This window comes from Paenibacillus montaniterrae (assembly GCF_018403185.1).
In the GTDB taxonomy this organism is placed as follows: Bacteria; Bacillota; Bacilli; order Paenibacillales; family Paenibacillaceae; genus Pristimantibacillus; species Pristimantibacillus montaniterrae.
Genome location: NZ_BOSE01000014.1, coordinates 21538 through 41103, shown reverse-complemented (window position 1 = coordinate 41103; position 19566 = coordinate 21538). Strand labels below are relative to the sequence as shown.

Below are 19566 nucleotides of genomic sequence, written 5' to 3'. Positions count from 1 at the left end.
CTCTTTTCTTAAACATTATGGGAAGATCACGATAGCATTTATTTCGATAAGCCATTCAGGGTCGGCTAACGCTTGAACGCCTATATAGGTACTTGCTGTCTTCGGCCAGTTAGAGCCAAACACATGAAATCCAGCGTCAAAAATAATCGAAATCAGTTCCGGGTTGTGGTTTACCACAAAGATATTCATTTGTGCAATGTACAATGGTTCCGCTTGTGCGGCTTCTAATGCATGCTTGAGATTGGTGAATACTTGAATCGCTTGTGCGTAATAGTCCCCTGAACCGACCAATGCGCCTGTTTCATCTACAGCAACCTGACCTGAGATGAAGGCCAGTTTAGAGGCAGTAGTTACCACGACATGAGAAATTACAGATGTAACCTTATCCGTCAATGTCTTCGGATTTACGATTTCCATAGGCAGGTATGCACCTCCATCATTAGTTATGGTTTCGTTAGAAACTTTTTTAGTGCCTTTTAAAATAAGAGTAATCAAAATTATATATAATTTTTGTTTCATATGAAACAATTTTATTGTACTGTGTCGCTCGCTATCCTGTCAACCCCAACCTCATGAGCTTATCCGTTTGTTTCTCAGAAAACAATCTATGATATAATAAAACAAATGAGTCAAGGAGCCAGCATAACCATGGATACTGTCAGTAAAAATAAAACCGCCATTCATGAATTTTTCGTTCAGTTTCTTGAGCAAAAAGAGCAATATGAAACTCGAATAACTGCCACATATCTGGAGGATATTCGGAAGCATATTGAATCGGAATTCAGCTTGAATATGACGGAACTGCACACGATTGCGTGCATCGGAGAGCAGGAGCCGATCAATCTCACTTCCATCGCGGAGAGATTAAATTTAAGCAAAGGAAATACATCCAAGATCGCAAATAAATTGCTAAAGGCAGGTTGGGTGCGAAAAGCCCAACTCAATGATAACAAAAAGGAAGTGTATTTTCGGCTAACGCCTGTCGGTAAAAAGCTATTTGCTGCTCATCATGAGCTCCATGCGAAGGAAAGGCAAAGAATGTACGAATTTTTGGAAAGATACAGCGAAAGTGAGCTTGAATTTATTAAACGGCTGTTTGGGGATATGGTTGACTTCTATCGTTAATGTACCCAATAAACTGTACATAGGTTAGATCAATAACAATCGGGGATGCAGATCAAGTGAGAGACGCTTTTAATTAATCCATTGGGTGGTCTATTAAAGTGTGTACAGAGCAATCTGGCCAGAGGTACTTTCAAGGTCAAGAGAAAGCCGCTCGTTTCCCGACAGGGGAACTGAGCGGCTGCATGATTCATGATACATGATACAGGAGCAGGCAATGACCGCCGTCCGTGATAGAGAATTATAGAAAGGTCACCCAAATTATCCTGTGGAACATTACCCGCGAAACGATTCAGATTCACGAGCTTTTCGTTCTAAAAGGTCTGAAGAATGCGTGAATGTCATCGGCAAAAAGCTCTGGTTCCTCCAGAGCGGTAAAATGTCCGCCGCGGGGCATCGAAGTCCAGCGGGTTACATTCAGGTTGCGCATGGCCCATTCTTTGGGCGGCAACAGGATATCCGCCGGGAATAGGGCAAGGCCAGTCGGAACCTCGATGTAGCCGATTGGCGGCAAAGAATGTGCATTATTATAATACATATGCGCTGTCGATCCTATGTTGTTCGTCACCCAATACACCATAATATGCGTAAGGAGTTCATCCTTGCTGAATTTTTGCTCAAGATCGCCGTTACAATCGCTCCATGATCGGAATTTCTCCGTCATCCAACCGGCCAAACCTACTGGTGAGTCGGAAAGTCCATATGCGAGGGTTTGGGGGCGCGTCGATTGAATGGACATATAGCCGCCCTCCTGAGCCATCCATGCCGAAGCGTTATTCTTGTATTGTCGCTCTTCTTCCGAAAGCGTGGCTTGATCAGATGAAGCTATGAGATCTCGGATAATCCCGATATCGGTCAGATGGATTCCATATAACCGTTCGGGATGGTTTGCTGCCAGGTATCTGGTCACACCGGAGCCCATATCCCCACCGGCGGCAGCGAATTTATTGTAGCCTAATTCTTCGGTCATGAGCTTAGCCCACATTTCGGCGACACGAAAATTGTTGACGCCTGGATGTTTAGGGCGGCTGGAGAATCCAAAGCCAGGTAATGAAGGGACGATTACGTCAAAAGCGTCCTCGGGGTTGCCGCCATAGCTGGCCGGATCCGTAAGCAGCGGGATGATTTTTTGGTAACGAAGATAACTGTCGGGCCATCCGTGAGTAAGAATCAGGGGCAAAGGGTCAGGACCTTTACCGCGTTCATGTACGAAGTGCACGTCGATCCCATCGATCTGGCAGCGAAACTGGGAGAAGCGGTTCAACTTGGCTTCTTGTGCGCGCCAATCATAATGATCCCTCCAATACGAAACTAACGATTTTAAGTAATTTAATTCCGTGCCTCGTTCCCAAGCCGTATTTTCCAATTGATCCGGCCAACGGACGTGATGGATTCTGTATTGCAGATCGTTCAGGATTTCATCAGAGACCTGGATTTGAAAACGTTCAATAGTCAAAATGATTTCCCTCCTCTTCTTAATACATCGTCATTAATGCTCTAATCGTTTTCTCAAATCATACCATAAATCGATTTAGTATTCAGCACGTCCTAAATGAACCCACCATTAACAAGGATGGTTTGTCCCCTTTGTTTCGCTTCGCAATCTGGCAATTGAAGAGGTACCAACTTACCAACGCCAAACGAACGATCCGGAGAGACAACACAAACGGCTGGCCAAAATCCAGGAAATCCAAATGCGAAACGAGCAAGATAATATAGTTACAATTAATGTTTCGAAACAGACAGATGTAATTTAATTCATATCGAGGAACAATCCAAATTGGTGTTAATCCAGCAATGGTTCAAGAAGAAGGGACTTCCCTTAAAGCCTTACCGTGGCTTTCCATACTTATTTCAATTAAAGAGGAAAAGGCTATGAGTTATCGTATTGAGATATATGCTATCCGCATTTAAAAGGGATTCAAGTAAATCTCAGGGGTACAAAAGCATAACAATTCCAGCCCAAACATGGACGATTTTTTCCTCTGATCCGTTCACATGGTAATGACTTGTATGAAATATTGACTAACTACCTCATATGTATTATTTTAAAGCCAACTTTAACAAAAAAGGGGTTTTCTCCAATGTATAGTATCAACGAGCTTGTAAAAAAAACCGGAATACCAGCATCTACGCTTCGCTATTATGAACAAGTGGGGATTCTTCCCGAAGTGAAAAGAAACGTGAATGGACGAAGAGAATATAATGAGAAAGTACTCGAGTGGCTTGAACTCGTGGTGGCATTAAAAGAGACAGGAATGACGATAGAAGAAATAAAATCGTATACAGAGCTTATCCTACAAGGGGATGACACGTTGGATGTCAGAAGAGATTTTCTAACTGAACACAAAAAAAATGTAGAGAACACCTTGGCTAAACAACAGTATCAACTTGAAAAAATTATTCGTAAGATAGCTGTTTATGACGTTTTGCTATATAAGAAAAGAGAAAGCTCCGGTGATTTGCTTACTTGACTTAAAGTATACTTGAAGAAGTAAGCTAGAGGTATCATCTAAAAGGAGTGATTAGAATGTCTCTAGAAAAAAAAGTTTGGTTTATTACGGGCTGCTCTACTGGATTTGGCCGCCAAATAGCGGTACAAGCAATTGAAGCTGGTTATAAGGTTGTCGTGACTGCACGTAGAGTCGAGCAGATTCAAGATATCGTATCAGGACATGAAGAGAACACGCTTGCGTTGCCATTGGATGTAACTAACGATGATCAAATTAAAGACGCAGTTCAGCAGACCATGGACAAGTTCGGGCGCATCGATGTTCTAGTGAACAATGCTGGGATTGGATACTTTAGTTCAGTGGAAGAAAGCCTAGAAGAAGAGACACGCCGAATGTTCGAAATTAACTTCTGGGGGCTTATGCATATGACCAATGCTGTTCTCCCGCATATGAGAGCTCAGAAGTCTGGTCATATCATTAATTTCTCCTCTATCGGTGGTTTAACTTCCTTTCCAACACTCGGTTACTATCATGCAACCAAATATGCAGTTGAAGGGATTTCAGAAAGCTTGGCGCAAGAACTGACGCCTTTTAACATTGCAGTAACATTAATAGAACCAAGCGGCTTCCGTACGGATTGGGGCGGCAGATCGTCCGTTAAGACGGATACTCAAATCCCTGAATTGAAGGATTCGTTTGTAGGACAGATGCTGCAAGGTGTGCAGCAAAATAGTGGACAAGAATCTGGCGATCCAGTAAAAGCAGCAGCAGCTGTAATCAAGGTAGTTGAGACACCAAGCCCACCACTTCGTTTACTTCTTGGTAAAGCTGCATATCAAGCAGCAACACATAAATTCACAGGTATGCTTTCAGACATAGAAGAATGGAAAGAAATCACGCTCAACGCTGATTTTGAATAACAATCAAAACACCGTCTTGAGAATGTTCACAGATTTTTTTTGAACGGACAACGCTAGGCTGTAAGGAACTTGAAAAGCAAGGGACGTTGCAACAAGCGCTGTCACCCGAAACTTTGTCAAATTAAGCTAGACAAATGCTGGTCATTCACATACATCAAAAAACTGTTGCACGATCAGTTTCCTGATTGTGCAACAGCCCCTTTGTCTACGGTCTGAAGAAATCCGAGAGGATGTCTTTTAATCTTGTTCTATAGGTGAAACGGAGAACTGTATCAGTCGAATTCTTTGGTGTCCTTTAAACTTGTTTTACCACATCGTCTGCATCAGTGGAGTAAGCCAGCTCTTTCTGGGCTTCCAGAGCGGCCAGTCTGTCCAGCAGGGCTGCCCGGATTTGCTCATAGGCGTCGCTACCCAACGCCATACGTAGCGGGCCCTCTCCCTGGTCGACTCGGCGGATAATCTGCTGCGCCATTTTATCCGGATCGCCGACAACCATTTGATTGAACATGCTCATATCTATACCAGGCAGTTCTCCTTTCATCAGGCTAACGAATTGGCCCGCCTCTGTATCCCGGTATTCATCCATCCGCTCGCCGAATACGGCGTTGCTTGTAATGAAATTCGTTCGGATTCCGCCGGGCTCCACCATAGTGGTCTTAATATTGAACGGAGCCACTTCCTTAGCTAGCGCTTCAAAGGCTCCTTCGACCGCCCATTTCGAAGAGCAATACAGTCCCATACCCGGAATAGAATAATGACCCGCCATACTCGAAATCTGTACGATGTGACCGCCGCCCTGCTTACGGAAAAAGGGCAGGACTGCACGCGCTGCACGCAGGGAGCCAAGCACATTGGTCATAAACTGATGCTCAATTTGTCTGTCGCTTGCTTCTTCCACTGCGCCATACAAGCCATAGGCTGCATTATTGACAAACACATCGATCGTGCCCAGTTCTAAAAATGCACGTTCCACCACTTCAGCAATTTGCTGAGAGTTCGTCAGATCTAAATTAGCCTGCCAAAGCCTAGAGCCATACTGTGACTGCAAATCATCCAGCACCCCTGACTTACGTACCGTTGCAGCTACACGGTCCCCCCTCTCAAGCAATCGGCGAGTTATACGTGAAGCCAAGCCTCCTGACGCTCCTGTAATGAACCATGTTTGCATACTAAATACCCTCCAATCGTTGTCTTCCACTGAATCATACAAACAACTGGAGGGGGCTAGCCACAGCACGTCTATTCTATTAACAGGAGTAACAGTCTACGGCAGCTGCCTGTCCTGCTCGAGTAAATGCAATAATCTCTCCTCCGTGCCTGAACCGGGCACCGGAACAAAGAAGCACCAGTGCAGTCCCGGGTCATTATCGATTACAGCCGCAGAATGGAGCTCGAACTCCATCTCCTGTGCGTCAGGAACGCGGAATAAAGCAGTTGCTACGCGTTTTTGTTTGATTTCATATAGCTCCCAGAAATGTACGAACTCCACGCTTTCCCGCATCAAGCGTTCAAACCGTTCCATATATAACGGGTTGTTCTTGTAAAGATCGAAGCTTGCCCGCAGAACGGCTACAGCGTAACGGGCAGCGCCTTCCCAATTCACCAGTCTGTTGCGGTAATCAGGCTTTAAAAACATAATGTCCATCATATTCCGTTCGTTGTCCGGCAGACTGCCGAAATCGGCTACGATCAGTTCAGCGGCCCGATTCCAGACGATAACATCCGTACCTTCGTCTGTGATAAAAGAAGGATAATGCAATTGATTTACGATTTTCTGCAGAACTCCCGTATCCGGCCCACCGTTATTTGGTACTGTGACGACGACGCTCGCCACATCTACATTGGCCAGATCGAATAGATGCTTCTGCTCGTCTTCGTCAAGCTGAAGCGCTTTGCTGATACTTAGCAGCACTTCCGGCGAAGGATTAACCTCCTTGCCTTGCTCCAGCCAGGCATAGTAAGTCACGCTTATATTGGCAAGATAAGAGACTTCTTCTCTTCGAAGTCCCGGAGTGCGTCTTCGTCCGGGCAGCGGCTGAATCCCGACCTCTGAAGGCTGCAACCGTTCTCTGCGAGATTTAAGGAAGTCACCTAATGCGGATGAGGAATTATTCATTTTCAAGTGGGTCACCTCTATTTAATCATATGGAAGATACATATCGCTATTAACCAAACAACAAAAGCACTCTATATATGATTATTATAGTCTCTATTGAATGCCCTTTCTACAAAAGAGAACCAAAACGAGCACTGAGGCTATTAATCCCGCTAATAGTATAAACATGGTGTGGTTAACCGATGCCTATCGACAGTACGATGAAGATAATGTATGTCAGAGAAGTGCTAAATAGGAGGTTTTTTTCTTGAACAGGTATACTTATCGAAACAAGTTAGCAGTAGTCACCGGTGCTTCATCCGGAATTGGGAAAGCCTATGCCAACGAACTGGCGGCACAAGGCTGTCATGTCGTTCTGGTAGCGCGCTCCAAGGACAAACTGGATTCAATAGCCAGGGAAATCAACCGCCAGTATGGCGTACAGGCTTATGCATTGGCTTGCGATTTGTCCAAAGCGAACGCCCCGCGCCAACTGGTCGAACAAATTTCCGAACTGGGCTTGTCCGTGGATATTCTTATCAACAACGCAGGCGTTGGCACTTACGGCCGTTTCGAGGAAATAGCCCCCGAGCGCGAGCAAGAGGAGATTATGCTGAACACGGCCGCGTTAGTCGATCTTACGCACCGGTTGCTGCCTAATATGCTGAAGCGAGAGGATGGAGTCATCGTTAACGTGGCATCGATGGCCGCGTTTATGCCTTGTGCTTATTCGGCCGTTTATGGGGCTACCAAAGCATTTGTATTGTCCTTCTCTGAGGCACTATGGGCGGAAATGCGCGGGCGAGGCGTTCGCGTGCTCGCACTGTGCCCTGGTGCAACCGAGACAGGGTTCTTCGATGCGGTAGGTAGCGAGGAAATGGGCGCGGGCCAAAAGCTCTCGACCCCGGAGAAGGTTGTTCAGGCCGGATTTCGCGGGATTGACCAGGGACGAAGCTACATCATTGATGGTCGTAACAACTACTTTATGTCTCAGATGATCAGACTTTTTAGCAGGCGCAGGGTAGCCTTGATCATGGAACGCATGTCCAGGCCAAAAAGGCACGGATAGCGGGATCCGGTTCTTTGAGGATCTTTGCTCAGAATTATTTAGTAAGGTAAGACCTATCAGGATAAAGGAAAAGCCCCTTGCGCTATTGTTTCAGCGGAAGGGGCTAAGCTTAAAAAATACTTTTTGGTCTCCTCGTTGAAGGCGAGCTCGACGCTGCCGATATGCTTCCTGTCGTCCAGCGTACACTGGGATATCCCTAAATTCACCTTAAGCCATTGGCCGGTTGCCTGTTCAGATCACCTTGGGAATTATCTGCTCGCGTTGCGAGTATTAGAAAAATGCCGATAACTGACATAACGATGACGATGATAAAGGAGATTGTAAAGTTAGTATTGAAGGATAAAAATCGACTTAAAATAGAAGGACCAAATGCACCTCCTAAAATACTTAAAAGCGTGAAGAGTCCCATCCCGATACCAATCTCCGTCTTTTTTAAGGTCGATGGCACAACATTGGCAGCAGATGAGACTAATGTGGTATAGCCGAGCGCAAAGATGAACATGACTATCCCAATGCCGATGGGCATGTCTTGCAAAACCGCCATAAGCAGTGCTCCCAGAATCATAAAACCATGACCAGTCAGAATAATGATCCTGCCATTGTACTTGCGAGAAAGTGCTCCCATGTAAGGGCCGAACAACGAACCAATCAGTGCGCCTGGGAACATGACGATGCCGATCAGGCTTGCTTGCAAGTTACCGCCCTGTTTTAGAACCAAGGGCAATAAAAATAAAGCGGCCGGATATGCAGATGTGCCTGCAAATACAGAGAGCAAGGAATTTCTGTAGTTTTTGTTAGCAAGTAAAGAGATGGTGATAAAAGGTGCTTTCTTCCCGCGTATGTGGAATGAAAACGCAATAAGCATCAGGACAGCAATTATTAAAAGATAAGGATTTAGGCTGATACCTAGTACCAGAATGCCTACTGCCAAGGAAAATAATATAGCTCCTAAGACATCGAATTTCTCCCCTTGTGCAACATTAGTAGGGAAGTGTTTCACAACAAATGGGATAATAAATACGATCAAGAGAGAAACAACAAAAAGACCGTGCCAACCAAACAGTTGAATAATAAATCCACTGAGGACTGGGGCTACTCCGCCCATCAGCGCGAAAGTAGTAGACACAAGGCTTAATGCTTTGCCTCTGTTCTCGGGTTTGAAATATTTAGGCGGAACTACATACGCTAGCGAGGGAATAGCCGCAGCACCAGCTGCTTGAATAATTCTTGCAGTTACAACGGCCGGAAAAGAGCTAGAAAATACCCCCATTAGCGAACCCAGAGTGAATAGGGCTATCCCTATTAGTATTAATGACCGTGCAGAGAAACGGTCGGTAAGCTTTCCATACGTACCCGAACCTGCTGCTAGTACAACTGCATACAGCGTCGTGACCAGACTGCTTTCGGAAGTGGACAGATGCAGGTCTTTAATAATAAATGGAACAGCAATATTGAACATATAGACATTCATCGTGGCCAATGATGAGGCAATTAATAATATGGCCAGTAATGCTTTTTCGTTTATAGGCTTTGCGATAGAATCCATCCTCAATCTCCTTCTGCCATAGTTCTGTTGAATTTGCACTCAAATTAGATTAATATAAAACGGAGAGCTCTCCTTTTTATATTAAGCGGAGAGCACTCCGCATGTCAATATGGACCAAATTTATTATTAGGGGTGTTAATATGTCGGAGGAGATCAAGATAAGCCAGTCGCGATTTGAACGACGTGATGCCGCAGAGAATCGTCAACGAATATTGGCCGCAGCCCATAAACTTTTTGAGCAGAACGGCGTGGACCAGGTAAGTATGAATCAGATCGCAGTGGAAGCCCAGATAGGTCCGGGCACCCTATATCGTCGTTATGCCAATAAAGGTGAATTGTGTTTGGATTTAATCAAAGACAGTGTCCTTCGGTTCTTCGAAGATATTGAGCAGTATCTATTACAGCATCAGCAAGAGCCGCCGGATCAACGGTTAAAGGGAATTCTCAAAATTTACATGCCTTTCATTGAGAAGAAAGCACAGCTGTTAACAGGGGGCAAGGGATCCGCGTCAGCTAAGCGACTTCCGTATCAATCACAGAATCCGCTCTATAACAAAATGCATCAAATCACAGTCGAGTTATTCGATGAGATGGCAACAGCGGATCATCCAAGCCCAAATAGTATATTTAAAGCAGATATGCTGCTGGTCGCCATAAGTATTGATTCATATTTTTATCAAAGAGATGTTCGTGGCTATTCACCCGATGAAATTTTGGAACACCTTTGCTCAACATTCATTTAAAGGGGGTTGAACCTCAAAAAGTTAGCCACCTGGCTATGGAAGTCAGGTGGCCAAGGCCGGCGGTTCAATGGATTTTCCTTTTCAAAGCTTTCAAAACAAGACAAACTCCTGCAGTAATGCTTTTAATCCTGCCGAATTTATTACATTCCATGGTGTGTTTAATTCTGGCTGAAAGAAGAAGTCGGCATAGGCCAATTGTTCTAATGTGCATCCGGTTTGAATCGCAAGGGAAACCGTATTGATATTAGCAGTCAAATCAACTTTAGACATGATTTGTCCCCCTAAAATTTCTAAAGTTGTTGGATCGTAAACCAGTTTAAACATAACGGTCGTCTCAGGAGAAAACAGGGCTGTCTCTTGTTCCAGGTAGACGGATTTTATTTCAATGCCAAGCTTTTTTGCCGTTTTATCATTCAAACCAACTGTGGCGAAATAATGATCGAAAATATGCGCACCTGAAGAGCCTTGTACACCAGGAAGCGGATGAATGGCTTCGAATAAGTTTTTTACTGCATAATGTGCTTGACGACGCGCGTTGGTACCTAATGAAACATTCATCCGCATTTTACCGGGATTGTACCAAACCGTTGTTGCATCCCCAATGGCGAAAATATCCGGTTCACTTGTGCGCATGTATTCATCTGTTTTAATTCTGCCATCCGGCAATAATTCCACTGCGCCTTGCAACCATTCCGTGTTGGGACGATTGCCGGCAGACAAGATGACCAGGTCAGCTGAATAGCTGCCTTTTATAGTTACAACCTTGATGACTCGATCATTTTCATCACCGACAAATTCGATAATCGAGTTGCCTAGTGCCAATTCCACACCTCGATCTTTCATTTCTTTTTCAAGTACATCCGTAAATTCTTTATCCAAATAAGAGCTTAAAGGACGATCGTTGATGTCCATTAGCGTAACCTTTTTCCCTGATTCAGCAAATAATGATGCTGCTCCAGTTCCAATGTATCCTGCGCCAACAATAACAACGTTTTTAATATCGGGATCTGCAGCATGTTTTCTCATATTGAATATATCTTGTCGACTGCTCATCGTACCGATGTTTTTTAAATGCTGTCCAGGGACAGGAAGAATAAATGGCTTTGCACCAGGACTTAAAATGAGTTTGTCATAACTTTCCTTTCGTGTTTCCCCTGTCATATGATTGAAGATTTCCACTTGGTGTTTGCCAGGTTCTATTTGAGTTATTTCAGTGTTGCCGAAGATGGATACTCCTTGTTGTTGAATGGATTCAAGATCCTTGGCCGAAGTGGAGGAGAAGTCTCCTTTGTCATACCATTGAACGTTCGCTTTTGGACACATCAATCGTAACGCTTCAACCGCTTCAATCCCCCCGTGAGATGCTCCTAAAACAATTATTTTCATGATTACCTCTCCTTTGAATACATCACTGTATCTTATTTTTATAATTAGGATACATCAATGTACCTTAAAAAGTCAATTAGATACACGTGTGAATCTTATTTATTTAAGATACAGTATGCTGTATAATGAACGTATAAGGAGAGAAGAGTAATGACTGAGTCAAATAAAAGCCGCCGCCGCGGCGACCAATTACAAAATGATATTTATGCAGCAACGTATCGTCTGCTGGAGACGGAAGGGTACAGTGCGATTAATTTTGCGCGTATTGCTCGTGAGGCGAATACTAGTCGTTCGGTAGTTTATCGATATTGGGATACTCCGTTTGATTTAGTGTTTGCAGCTGTCCAACAACGGATGCAACAATCGGAAGGGATATTCAAGAGTCTGGATTTCGAGAGGGGCAGTCTCCGTGATCATTTATTATATGTTGGTCAGCAATTTATATTGGAGTCCGACAATGGACCGTTTAGATTATTTAAAATGCTGTTTTCCGAGATGATTAGCCAGCAGGAGCGAGAACGGACAAGCCAGATGTTGGCCGAAGCAACGGGTTCCAATATTAAAATTATGGATTACGTACTTCAACAGGCCGTGCAACGGGGAGAAATCACAAAGCTCCCACCTAAAGCGACCAAACTCATTCTTTTTGAGCAAATTCGCTATACGTTTATGCTTGAAAATGGATGGGTGTCGCATCAGAAATTGGAAGAGATTGTTGATCATGTGGTGTTGCCAGCAATTTTATATTTTTCGAAACAGTGAATTCTCATTTGGAGATTAAAAAACGAGAGTGAGCTCCCTCACAGGCATTATGCCGGTAGGGGAGCTCGCCGTCTTTCTCTGGAGCTTTATTTGGATTCAATTCGACCAATGGAATTGGCTGTCTCAGACAAAGTCTTTTTCACTGCCGACCAGCTGGACTGCTCAATATCGAGTACATGTCGAAGGTAAGCCCATGTAACCTTCTGGATCAGGGCAACTCGTTCCGGGTTTTCGTCGGTTGTTTCTTTAACCTCGTAACCGGCGATTCCTCCAAGTGAGTGTTCTGCGCCAAAAAGGGTGAGCAAACTCTCGGCCCCTGGGCTAAGGAAGTAAGGGTCGGTCATCCAATCCGGTCCGCGAACGGTCAGCTGATACTTGTTAGGAGTGTCGTCCTGATCCCCAACGACCACGAGGGCGGGCTTGGTCATGTGCTCGAAGCTCACGTTCAGATGCGGCATCTTCTCGGCTGCGAACGGTGTCAGACTGTCGCCACCTTGCCCAGCGGTGGCGAATAGCACGCCTGCTTTGATACGCGAGTCGGACAGGTCCTCTTCCTTCCCGGTTTCGGGATTGAGCACGCGCAAACCTAACAGGTTGCCCGCCGTTTGGCCGCCAAAGGAGTGTCCGGCTGTAGCAATGCGGCTTCGATCAAGGCGCCCGCTGAGGCCGGGAACGGCAGATTCCAGCAGATCAAGCTGATCAAGGATGCGCTTCATGTCTTCCACTCGGAAACGCCATATCCGTGGTGTACGGGGATCGCTCTGAGGGATACCCAATGTCCGCGAGTCGAGATGGGTAGGTTGAATGACCACAAAGCCATGCGCAGCCCAGAAGTCAACCAAGGGGCCATATCCCTCCAACGACGAACCAGAGCCGTGTGAGAAAATAATAATAGGTAAGTTACGACCTGTCGTCGGTGCGGAGACTCTCACATGCAGATTCTCGCCACGGCCCGGGGCTGAAAGCACGATCGGCTTCACCGAGACAACTGGAGCGGGTGCGGTAATTTTTAGTTCCATAATCAATGTTCCTGCCCTTCTTAAGATAGATTGTTGCCGGGAGTTTTCTCCCTGCAGATCCCATAATAAAAGTTGGAGTATAATCCAAGTCAAGGCGTGAAAACAAAAAAAACGATCAAGGATAGAGAATGGAAATAAGTTTGACTTGGAGTAAGCTCCAAGATGTATAATGCTCAAAACGGCAATTAAGGGAGGGGCCATAATGGAAGAAATAGCGTTTACGATCAAGCAAGTCGCCGAGCAAACCGGTATTTCCGAGGACACAATCCGCTATTACGAAAAGATTATGCTGCTGCCTCGGGCAGAACGGAAGGAAAACGGACATCGCTTCTATCGAAAAGAAGACATTTACAGGATCAAGCAAATAACCTGTCTTAAAAAAACGGGAATGTCGCTCGAGGCTATGCGGCCATTTTTGGTTGCATCAATCGACTCCGATTCCGTTAATTATCCTGAGCTGGTGGAAAAATTAAGAAGTCAACGTGACCATATTATGACGCAAATTTCTTTACTTCAGCAGGCCGTTGATTTTATTGACATACGGCTGAAAGAAGGCAGGTCCCAATAATTAAAGCCCGATCCGGGCTCTTCGTAATATCAGGTTAACCAGAGTTTACTGGTTGACCTGGTTTTTGTGGACGTAATAAAAACGCATATTGACTAAAATAATAGTTAAGTCTATATTGATATTATATATATTATACTAAAATGTATATTAACTGCAATTGAATGAGGTGACAAGATGATAGAAATAAGCGATTTAGCTTCTGATCAAATTAAGGAAATGATTGAAAGTCAGGCTACCGACAAAATGTTCCTTCGTGTCGGTGTGGTTGATGGAGGCTGTAGTGGATTGTCCTATGATTTAAGGCTTGATGAAGAACAAACAGATGATGATCTGTTTTTCGAGATGAAGGGCTTTAATCTGTTAATTGATTCGAAAAGTGTTGAGTTTTTAGAAGGTTTAAAAATTGGTTACAAGGTCCAAGGAATGACAGGCGGATTTACTATGGATAACCCTAACGTGAAAGCGAGCTGCGGCTGTGGTGCAAGCTTCCGTACGGCTACGTACCGAGGAAAAGCCGAAAAATGTTAAAAGCTTAGGCTTCTTTACCAAACGGGAGAGGAGACAGACGATAGGCATTATCATTGTGGAAATTTGTAACTCAAGCTGGATCAATCAATGGAAAGCGGATATTCGCCAAGAGTCAACAAGAGTGTATTGATCTTATAAGGCGGAGAATAGAGTATGAGTTGGAAAGCTTCAATAAGAGGGAGGGGAATATCGGATGAAGGTGCTTGGAATATCAGGGACGATCGTAGGTTCAAAAACAGGTGTCGCGGTCAGCAAGGTATTAGAAGCTATTAAGAGGACGCATCCCGAGATCGAAACAGAGCTGCTTGATTTAAAACAATATGATATTCAATTTTGTGATGGTCGTGATCCTTCAGCGTATACGGGGGACACAAAAATCGTTATCGATAAGGTTACAAACGCGGATTTCTATATTATTGGAACGCCTATATTCCAATCTTCGCTTACAGGTGTATTAAAAAATTTGTTCGATCTCATTCCTGTATCAGCCCTGTATGAGAAAGTTATGGGGTTTGTTGCTACAGGTGGGACATACCAGCATTATTTGGTCGTGGAGAATCAGTTAAAGCCGATTGCAGGTTTCTTCAGAGCTTATGTAGCTCCGAGCTATGTATACATTCATGACGATCATTTCAACAGTGCAAAAGAAATTGTTGATTCGGACATTTTGTCGCGGATCGAACGATTAGCAGGTGAAGTTGTGTTTATGCAGCAAAGACTGAAGCAATCTTAACCTATAGAAAAAGGTCGCTCTCATCTGATTGAAGTGAAGGAGCGACCTTTTCTACTTGCATCCAATTTAGTTATGACTAAAAAATTGCTTTGCTTTGTCTAAATATATTTGACGATCCTCTGTTAGATCATCTTCATAATAAATTGCACCAACCGGGCATGCAGCTTCACAAGCACCACAATCAATACATAGATCTCCATCAATGAAATATTGATCGTCACCTTCTTGAATACAATCGACCGGGCAGACATCTGCACAATCTGCTGCTTTTTCACTAATGCAGGCTTCCGTTATCACAAATGCCATTTTATGATTACACCTCTTTTATCAGATTAGAATCAGATGTGATCAAAATTCGATCTACTTAATTGCAGCCTCATAGCGTTTACCAACTTCATTCCAATTAACAACGTTCCAGAATGCTGCAATGTATTCAGGGCGTTTGTATTGATATTTCAGGTAATAGGCATGCTCCCAAACATCTAGCCCAAGAATTGGAGTTTCACCTTCCATAAGAGGGCTGTCTTGATTGGGCAGGCTGGAGATTTTCAACTTTCCATTAGCGACAGAAAGGAACGCCCATCCGCTGCCGAATCTGGTAGTTGCAGCTTTTGTAAATTCAGCCTTGAAAGCTTCAAAGCCACCTAGCTCGTTATGGATAGCTGTTGCAAGGGCACCTGTTGGTTCACCGCCGGCATCAGGTCCAATTGTTTCCCAGAACAAGCTATGGTTTGCATGACCTCCGCCATTGTTGCGCACTGCTGTACGAATAGCTTCGGGAACACTGGCAAGGTCAGAGATCAATTCTTCAACGGATTTCCCTTGTAATTCTGGAGCTGATTCAAGCGCAGTATTCAGGTTGGTTACGTAAGTATTGTGATGACGGTCATGATGAATAATCATCGTTTGCTCATCGATATGTGGTTCTAACGCATTGTTGGCATAAGGTAACGCAGGTAATTGATAAGACATATTCATTCCTCCAATAATGAGATTGTAAATTCCCTTTAATGATAACTCATTTTATATACTTATTCAACATAAATGTATATTAAATATAGTATGTTGCTGGCGGCAAATAAATTACCAGTTCAAATTATTAAGTTTTATAGATATAATAGTATATAAAAACGCAAAAGTTTGTTTAGACGCAATAGATTGGGTGGTGATTACGTGTCAAATTTAGAGCAAGGACAGCTTTCAACTAGAGACTATATTCTTCATCTGCTTAAAACGAAAGGCGCCATGAGCACCAAGGAGTTAACAGATGAGCTTGGTATAACCGTGATGGCTGTGAGACGTCATATTCAATCGTTAGAACGGGATAAGCTCATTGATTCTAAAATGGTGCGACAGTCGATGGGCAGACCAACAGCGGTTTATTGCTTGACAGAGCATGTTGAAGACTTCTTTCCGCGAAAGTATCATATCTTAACGCTAGAACTGTTGGATGAGCTGGAAGAGCATTTTGGTGCATCGGCAGTTGAACAGCTGTTTGAAGGTCGTAAAGATAAGCTGCTTAAGAAATACGATGCAAGCATGCAAGGTAAAGATCTTGCTGAACGAGTATCTATGCTTGCCGATATTCAAAATGAGAATGGCTATATGGTTGAGCTCGAGAAGATTAATGATGAACAATATTTGTTGAAGGAGCATAACTGTCCAATCGAGCAGGTAGCAACAAAATATCAGCATGCTTGTCGATGTGAATTAAAGCTGTTTGAGTCTTTACTGGGAGATGCAGAAGTTACGAGGACGGATTGTTTAGCTAAGGGCGGACAACGCTGTACCTACTCGATCAAAAAAAAGAAAAAGTAAAAACAGTGAGGCCGTGATTACGAGCTCACTGTTTTTATTTTAAAAATTTGATTTTAGCTTCATAGTACTACTATGAGCTTCAGCTACTCTGAAATGAATTCGCAGGTTAACGCTAACCTACAGTGGATTAAATTCCACTTCGTATTGATCGAAGATAGCCTTGTATTTGCTTTCGAATATGGCCCATCGCTTTTCCGTTCCGTACTTATCCTGTAAAGCCGTCAAATACCGTTTAGCTGCTGCTGTATCGTCGGATTGCAGCAGCAAATGAAAGCTTTCTTCGCTCAGATGCAAAGATGAACTTGAGGTGTAATAATCAACAATCGATCTGGCCTCGGTCATCGTGTCATAGAAATGAATAACTGCTTCCAATCCGCTCAACAGTGTCATTCTCAAATCATCCCTATTCGTATCGGGGGTGATCGAGAAGCGATCCGGGACCGACTTGGCGATTTGCTCGATTCTTGCCCGAAAGTGACACTCCGCTTCCTTGGGTTCTGCTAATACCTCTCTCGATTGGATCCGCGCCAGCTCCGCTGCATAAATACCGCAGTTCACATAAAACATAAAATGATCCGCCGCATTGCCATGGGATTTTTGGAAATTGAACATGTAGACGAGGCTTCCGGATCGCTTATAGAAATTCAAACTCTTCTTTGAAAAACCGTGCTTGGAAAGGAAGTGTTTGACGTCTTGCTTCATCAAATCGTTAAAGAACTGCTGCAAAATAACCCCTCCTGGAAGATGGCTAGCCTTTCCATGGCTTCTAATCGTCTTAACGACATTATAACATACATCTTTGGCGTTACTTATTGCAAAATGAAGAGGATGCATTGTCTAACCGGAAAACATTTCAATTACCGCCTATTGTTCCGATTGTATTGTATAATGGAAAGCAAAAGTGGTCAGCGGAACTGCAGTTTCGTAAGCTGCTTGCTAATGAAAATCTGTTTGGTGCAGAACTGCTCAATTTCGAATATTTGCTTATAGATGTTGCACGCTATACTGAAGAAGAACTATTGTCTTTGTCGAACACGATAGGGTCTGTTTTTCTGCTTGATCAGACCGAAGACCAGGAACAATTATTAAATCGTCTCGGCAAGCTAATGAATACGATTCAACAGCTGCCAACAGACAGCCAGCAGAAATTTGTGGCTTGGATGGCAAACATTCTATTGCAGAAGTTGCCGGAGAATGAGCCAAGCTTGCAGCAATTTATCCAAAACGTGAAAGGGGATGCTTCGTTCATGGGACTGGAAAAAATCTTGGACGATATTGAACGTAGAGGGCAACACAAAGGTGAGCAAAAAGGTAAAGAAGACGTAGCTAAACAGTTAATACGAATGGGGATGGATGATTCATCCATTGCCAAAGCTACCGGATTTTCGCTCCAAACCATTGAAGATTGGCGTAAGCAGGCTTACTAATTTCCGTTCCTCTGGAGCGGTTTTCTTTTTTTCATAGATTAGTGTTCCATCCTTTGTGCGCACAAAAACGCTGAACGAGAAAACTTGAATTCCTCGCTCAGCGTTTTTATTGTTTGTGAGCTTATTGGACAGTCCCATGTTTAGCATGCCTTAATTCGGTGACTGCACCGCGGAATAGCGCGATGCTATGCTGGACAATGCAAATACGGCAATGATGGCGATGAGTACACTAAGTGCCCCGAACCAGGTAATGGATGCCAAAGAAATACGGTTAACGATCACCCCGCCGACCCCTGCGCCGACAGCCATAGCAAGCTGCATCATGGAACTGTTCAAGCTCAGCATGACGCCCGAGGATTCGGGAACAAGCGAAACCAGATTAAATTGCTGCGCTGGTGCGGATGACCATGCGGCAAAAGACCAAAGGATCAAAATGGCGAATATGGCAATGACCGACTCTCCGACTAAGGATAGCAATATTAACGAAATGACGTGAAGCACCATCCCTGAAACGAGTGTGTATTTGATCCCACGTTTATCCGCGCTGTAGCCGCCGATTTTCGAGCCAATCAAGCTGGCAATGCCGAACACGAACAAAGCTGCGCTAATCAATGATTCATTTAAATGAGTCACATCTAGCAGAAAAGGGGATATATAAGTGTAGGCGAGGGAATATCCTCCCAACCAGAAAAAAGTAATCGCTAAAGCAACCAAGACCTGAGGTTTTTTTAACAATGCAAATTGATTGATCAACGGGACAGGCTTGTCGCCCTGCATACGTGGAAGCACCACAGCAATGACAAGCATGGCGATGACTCCGACAATTGCGATGGCCAGAAATACTGCTTTCCAGCCAAAAGCCGAGGCTACCATTCTGCCGAGCGGAACGCCGATGATGAGCGATGCAGTAATGCCCATCGTAACGTTGGCGATCGCGCTGGCCTGCTTGCCTGGCGGAGCGATTTTGGCAGCGATGCTGAGCGCGTTTACGGTGACCACTCCGGCGCCTAATGCCGTAATGATTCTCGCGGCTATGAAGAAACCGAAGCCGGACAATATATATGTCAACAGATTTGCGACAATAAAGAGGCCCAGCGAATAAAGAAGCAGCTTACGCCGGTCCATTTTCGCCGTCAGCGCCATCAAAATAGGTGTGCCGACCGCATAGGCAAGGGAATAAACAGTAATGAGCTGGCCTGCTGCCGCAACGCTTGTTCCCAATGTCTCTGCGATTCGGTCTAATATCCCGGAAATGATGTAATTGGATGTTCCAACTAAAAAGCTGATCAAGGCTAGAACGTAAATTTTCCATGTACTTTTCATAATTCATTCTCCTAATGTTTTTGACATTCAGCATTTTGTTTCCATACAACATTA

21 protein-coding genes and 1 pseudogene are annotated in these 19566 nt (G+C 44.2%); 11 read left to right on the top strand and 11 right to left on the bottom strand.

Annotated features, from left to right (window positions below; translation table 11 throughout):
• Positions 1–15: 15 nt before the first annotated feature.
• Positions 16–519 carry a RidA family protein gene (locus KJS52_RS24790; RefSeq protein WP_246563930.1) on the bottom strand — a complete coding sequence of 168 codons (504 nt, stop codon included), beginning with the start codon at positions 517–519 and terminating at the stop codon, positions 16–18.
• Positions 520–648: 129 nt separating this feature from the next.
• Here KJS52_RS24790 and KJS52_RS24785 point away from each other — a divergent pair, with 129 nt between their 5' ends.
• Complete coding sequence (locus KJS52_RS24785; protein ID WP_213519979.1) at positions 649–1125, top strand: MarR family transcriptional regulator; 477 nt, start codon at positions 649–651, stop codon at positions 1123–1125.
• Between the two features lie 295 nt (positions 1126–1420).
• Here the strand turns inward: KJS52_RS24785 and KJS52_RS24780 are convergent, their stop codons facing one another.
• Positions 1421–2578 carry an epoxide hydrolase family protein gene (locus KJS52_RS24780; RefSeq protein WP_213519978.1) on the bottom strand — a complete coding sequence of 386 codons (1158 nt, stop codon included), beginning with the start codon at positions 2576–2578 and terminating at the stop codon, positions 1421–1423.
• A gap of 628 nt (positions 2579–3206) precedes the next feature.
• Here KJS52_RS24780 and KJS52_RS24775 point away from each other — a divergent pair.
• Together KJS52_RS24775 and KJS52_RS24770 are read left to right on the top strand one after the other, a co-directional pair.
• The gene (locus tag KJS52_RS24775; protein ID WP_213519977.1) at positions 3207–3596 is read left to right on the top strand and encodes a MerR family transcriptional regulator; all 390 of its coding nucleotides are present in this window, start codon (positions 3207–3209) and stop codon (positions 3594–3596) included.
• A 56-nt stretch (positions 3597–3652) separates the two neighbouring features.
• Positions 3653–4495: an oxidoreductase gene (locus tag KJS52_RS24770; protein WP_213519976.1), complete on the top strand. Its 843-nt coding sequence runs from the start codon at positions 3653–3655 to the stop codon at positions 4493–4495.
• Positions 4496–4790: 295 nt separating this feature from the next.
• Here the strand turns inward: KJS52_RS24770 and KJS52_RS24765 are convergent, their stop codons facing one another.
• Entirely contained in the window at positions 4791–5663 is an 873-nt protein-coding gene (locus tag KJS52_RS24765; RefSeq protein ID WP_213519975.1) for an SDR family oxidoreductase, read from the bottom strand.
• A gap of 96 nt (positions 5664–5759) precedes the next feature.
• Positions 5760–6611 (bottom strand): helix-turn-helix transcriptional regulator, encoded by an 852-nt coding sequence (locus tag KJS52_RS24760; protein WP_246563928.1) that lies wholly within the window; start codon positions 6609–6611, stop codon positions 5760–5762.
• 247 nt (positions 6612–6858) lie between these two features.
• Between KJS52_RS24760 and KJS52_RS24755 the strand changes: the two genes are divergently transcribed.
• Positions 6859–7659: an SDR family NAD(P)-dependent oxidoreductase gene (locus KJS52_RS24755; protein WP_213519973.1), complete on the top strand. Its 801-nt coding sequence runs from the start codon at positions 6859–6861 to the stop codon at positions 7657–7659.
• A gap of 202 nt (positions 7660–7861) precedes the next feature.
• Here KJS52_RS24755 and KJS52_RS24750 read toward each other — a convergent pair whose 3' ends face one another.
• Entirely contained in the window at positions 7862–9205 is a 1344-nt protein-coding gene (locus KJS52_RS24750; RefSeq protein WP_213519972.1) for an MFS transporter, read from the bottom strand.
• Positions 9206–9345: 140 nt separating this feature from the next.
• Between KJS52_RS24750 and KJS52_RS24745 the strand changes: the two genes are divergently transcribed.
• Positions 9346–9948, top strand: a complete 603-nt coding sequence (locus tag KJS52_RS24745; protein ID WP_213519971.1) for a TetR/AcrR family transcriptional regulator — start codon at positions 9346–9348, stop codon at positions 9946–9948.
• A gap of 90 nt (positions 9949–10038) precedes the next feature.
• Here KJS52_RS24745 and KJS52_RS24740 read toward each other — a convergent pair whose 3' ends face one another.
• The gene (locus tag KJS52_RS24740) at positions 10039–11334 is read right to left on the bottom strand and encodes an FAD-dependent oxidoreductase (RefSeq protein WP_213519970.1); all 1296 of its coding nucleotides are present in this window, start codon (positions 11332–11334) and stop codon (positions 10039–10041) included.
• 150 nt (positions 11335–11484) lie between these two features.
• Between KJS52_RS24740 and KJS52_RS24735 the strand changes: the two genes are divergently transcribed.
• Positions 11485–12096 (top strand): TetR/AcrR family transcriptional regulator, encoded by a 612-nt coding sequence (locus tag KJS52_RS24735; protein WP_213519969.1) that lies wholly within the window; start codon positions 11485–11487, stop codon positions 12094–12096.
• Between the two features lie 86 nt (positions 12097–12182).
• On the opposite strand, the gene KJS52_RS24730 is transcribed toward KJS52_RS24735, so the two are convergent.
• Positions 12183–13115 (bottom strand): alpha/beta hydrolase family protein, encoded by a 933-nt coding sequence (locus tag KJS52_RS24730; protein WP_213519968.1) that lies wholly within the window; start codon positions 13113–13115, stop codon positions 12183–12185.
• Positions 13116–13317: 202 nt separating this feature from the next.
• On the opposite strand from KJS52_RS24730, the pseudogene KJS52_RS24725 reads away from it, so the two are divergent.
• The 3 genes and pseudogenes from KJS52_RS24725 to KJS52_RS24715 all read left to right on the top strand — a co-directional run.
• Positions 13318–13674: pseudogene (locus KJS52_RS24725) on the top strand (MerR family transcriptional regulator); the annotation flags it as partial.
• Positions 13675–13857: 183 nt separating this feature from the next.
• On the top strand, positions 13858–14211 hold the full coding sequence (locus tag KJS52_RS24720) for a HesB/IscA family protein (protein WP_213519966.1): 354 nt from the start codon (positions 13858–13860) through the stop codon (positions 14209–14211).
• Between the two features lie 193 nt (positions 14212–14404).
• On the top strand, positions 14405–14944 hold the full coding sequence (locus tag KJS52_RS24715; protein ID WP_213519965.1) for an NADPH-dependent FMN reductase: 540 nt from the start codon (positions 14405–14407) through the stop codon (positions 14942–14944).
• Between the two features lie 66 nt (positions 14945–15010).
• On the opposite strand, the gene fdxA is transcribed toward KJS52_RS24715, so the two are convergent.
• Together fdxA and KJS52_RS24705 are read right to left on the bottom strand one after the other, a co-directional pair.
• Complete coding sequence (gene fdxA / locus KJS52_RS24710) at positions 15011–15250, bottom strand: 4Fe-4S ferredoxin (RefSeq protein WP_213519964.1); 240 nt, start codon at positions 15248–15250, stop codon at positions 15011–15013.
• Between the two features lie 54 nt (positions 15251–15304).
• Positions 15305–15916, bottom strand: coding sequence for a superoxide dismutase (locus tag KJS52_RS24705; protein WP_213519963.1), 612 nt, complete (start codon positions 15914–15916; stop codon positions 15305–15307).
• A 201-nt stretch (positions 15917–16117) separates the two neighbouring features.
• Between KJS52_RS24705 and KJS52_RS24700 the strand changes: the two genes are divergently transcribed.
• The gene (locus KJS52_RS24700) at positions 16118–16762 is read left to right on the top strand and encodes a helix-turn-helix transcriptional regulator (RefSeq protein WP_246563926.1); all 645 of its coding nucleotides are present in this window, start codon (positions 16118–16120) and stop codon (positions 16760–16762) included.
• A gap of 117 nt (positions 16763–16879) precedes the next feature.
• Here the strand turns inward: KJS52_RS24700 and KJS52_RS24695 are convergent, their stop codons facing one another.
• Positions 16880–17464: a DUF4304 domain-containing protein gene (locus tag KJS52_RS24695; RefSeq protein ID WP_306433602.1), complete on the bottom strand. Its 585-nt coding sequence runs from the start codon at positions 17462–17464 to the stop codon at positions 16880–16882.
• Between the two features lie 89 nt (positions 17465–17553).
• On the opposite strand from KJS52_RS24695, the gene KJS52_RS24690 reads away from it, so the two are divergent.
• On the top strand, positions 17554–18189 hold the full coding sequence (locus tag KJS52_RS24690) for an Rpn family recombination-promoting nuclease/putative transposase (protein ID WP_281425703.1): 636 nt from the start codon (positions 17554–17556) through the stop codon (positions 18187–18189).
• A gap of 150 nt (positions 18190–18339) precedes the next feature.
• On the opposite strand, the gene KJS52_RS24685 is transcribed toward KJS52_RS24690, so the two are convergent.
• A complete protein-coding gene (locus KJS52_RS24685) occupies positions 18340–19512 on the bottom strand; it encodes an MFS transporter (RefSeq protein ID WP_213519962.1) in 1173 nt (390 codons plus the stop codon).
• Positions 19513–19566 lie beyond the last annotated feature (54 nt).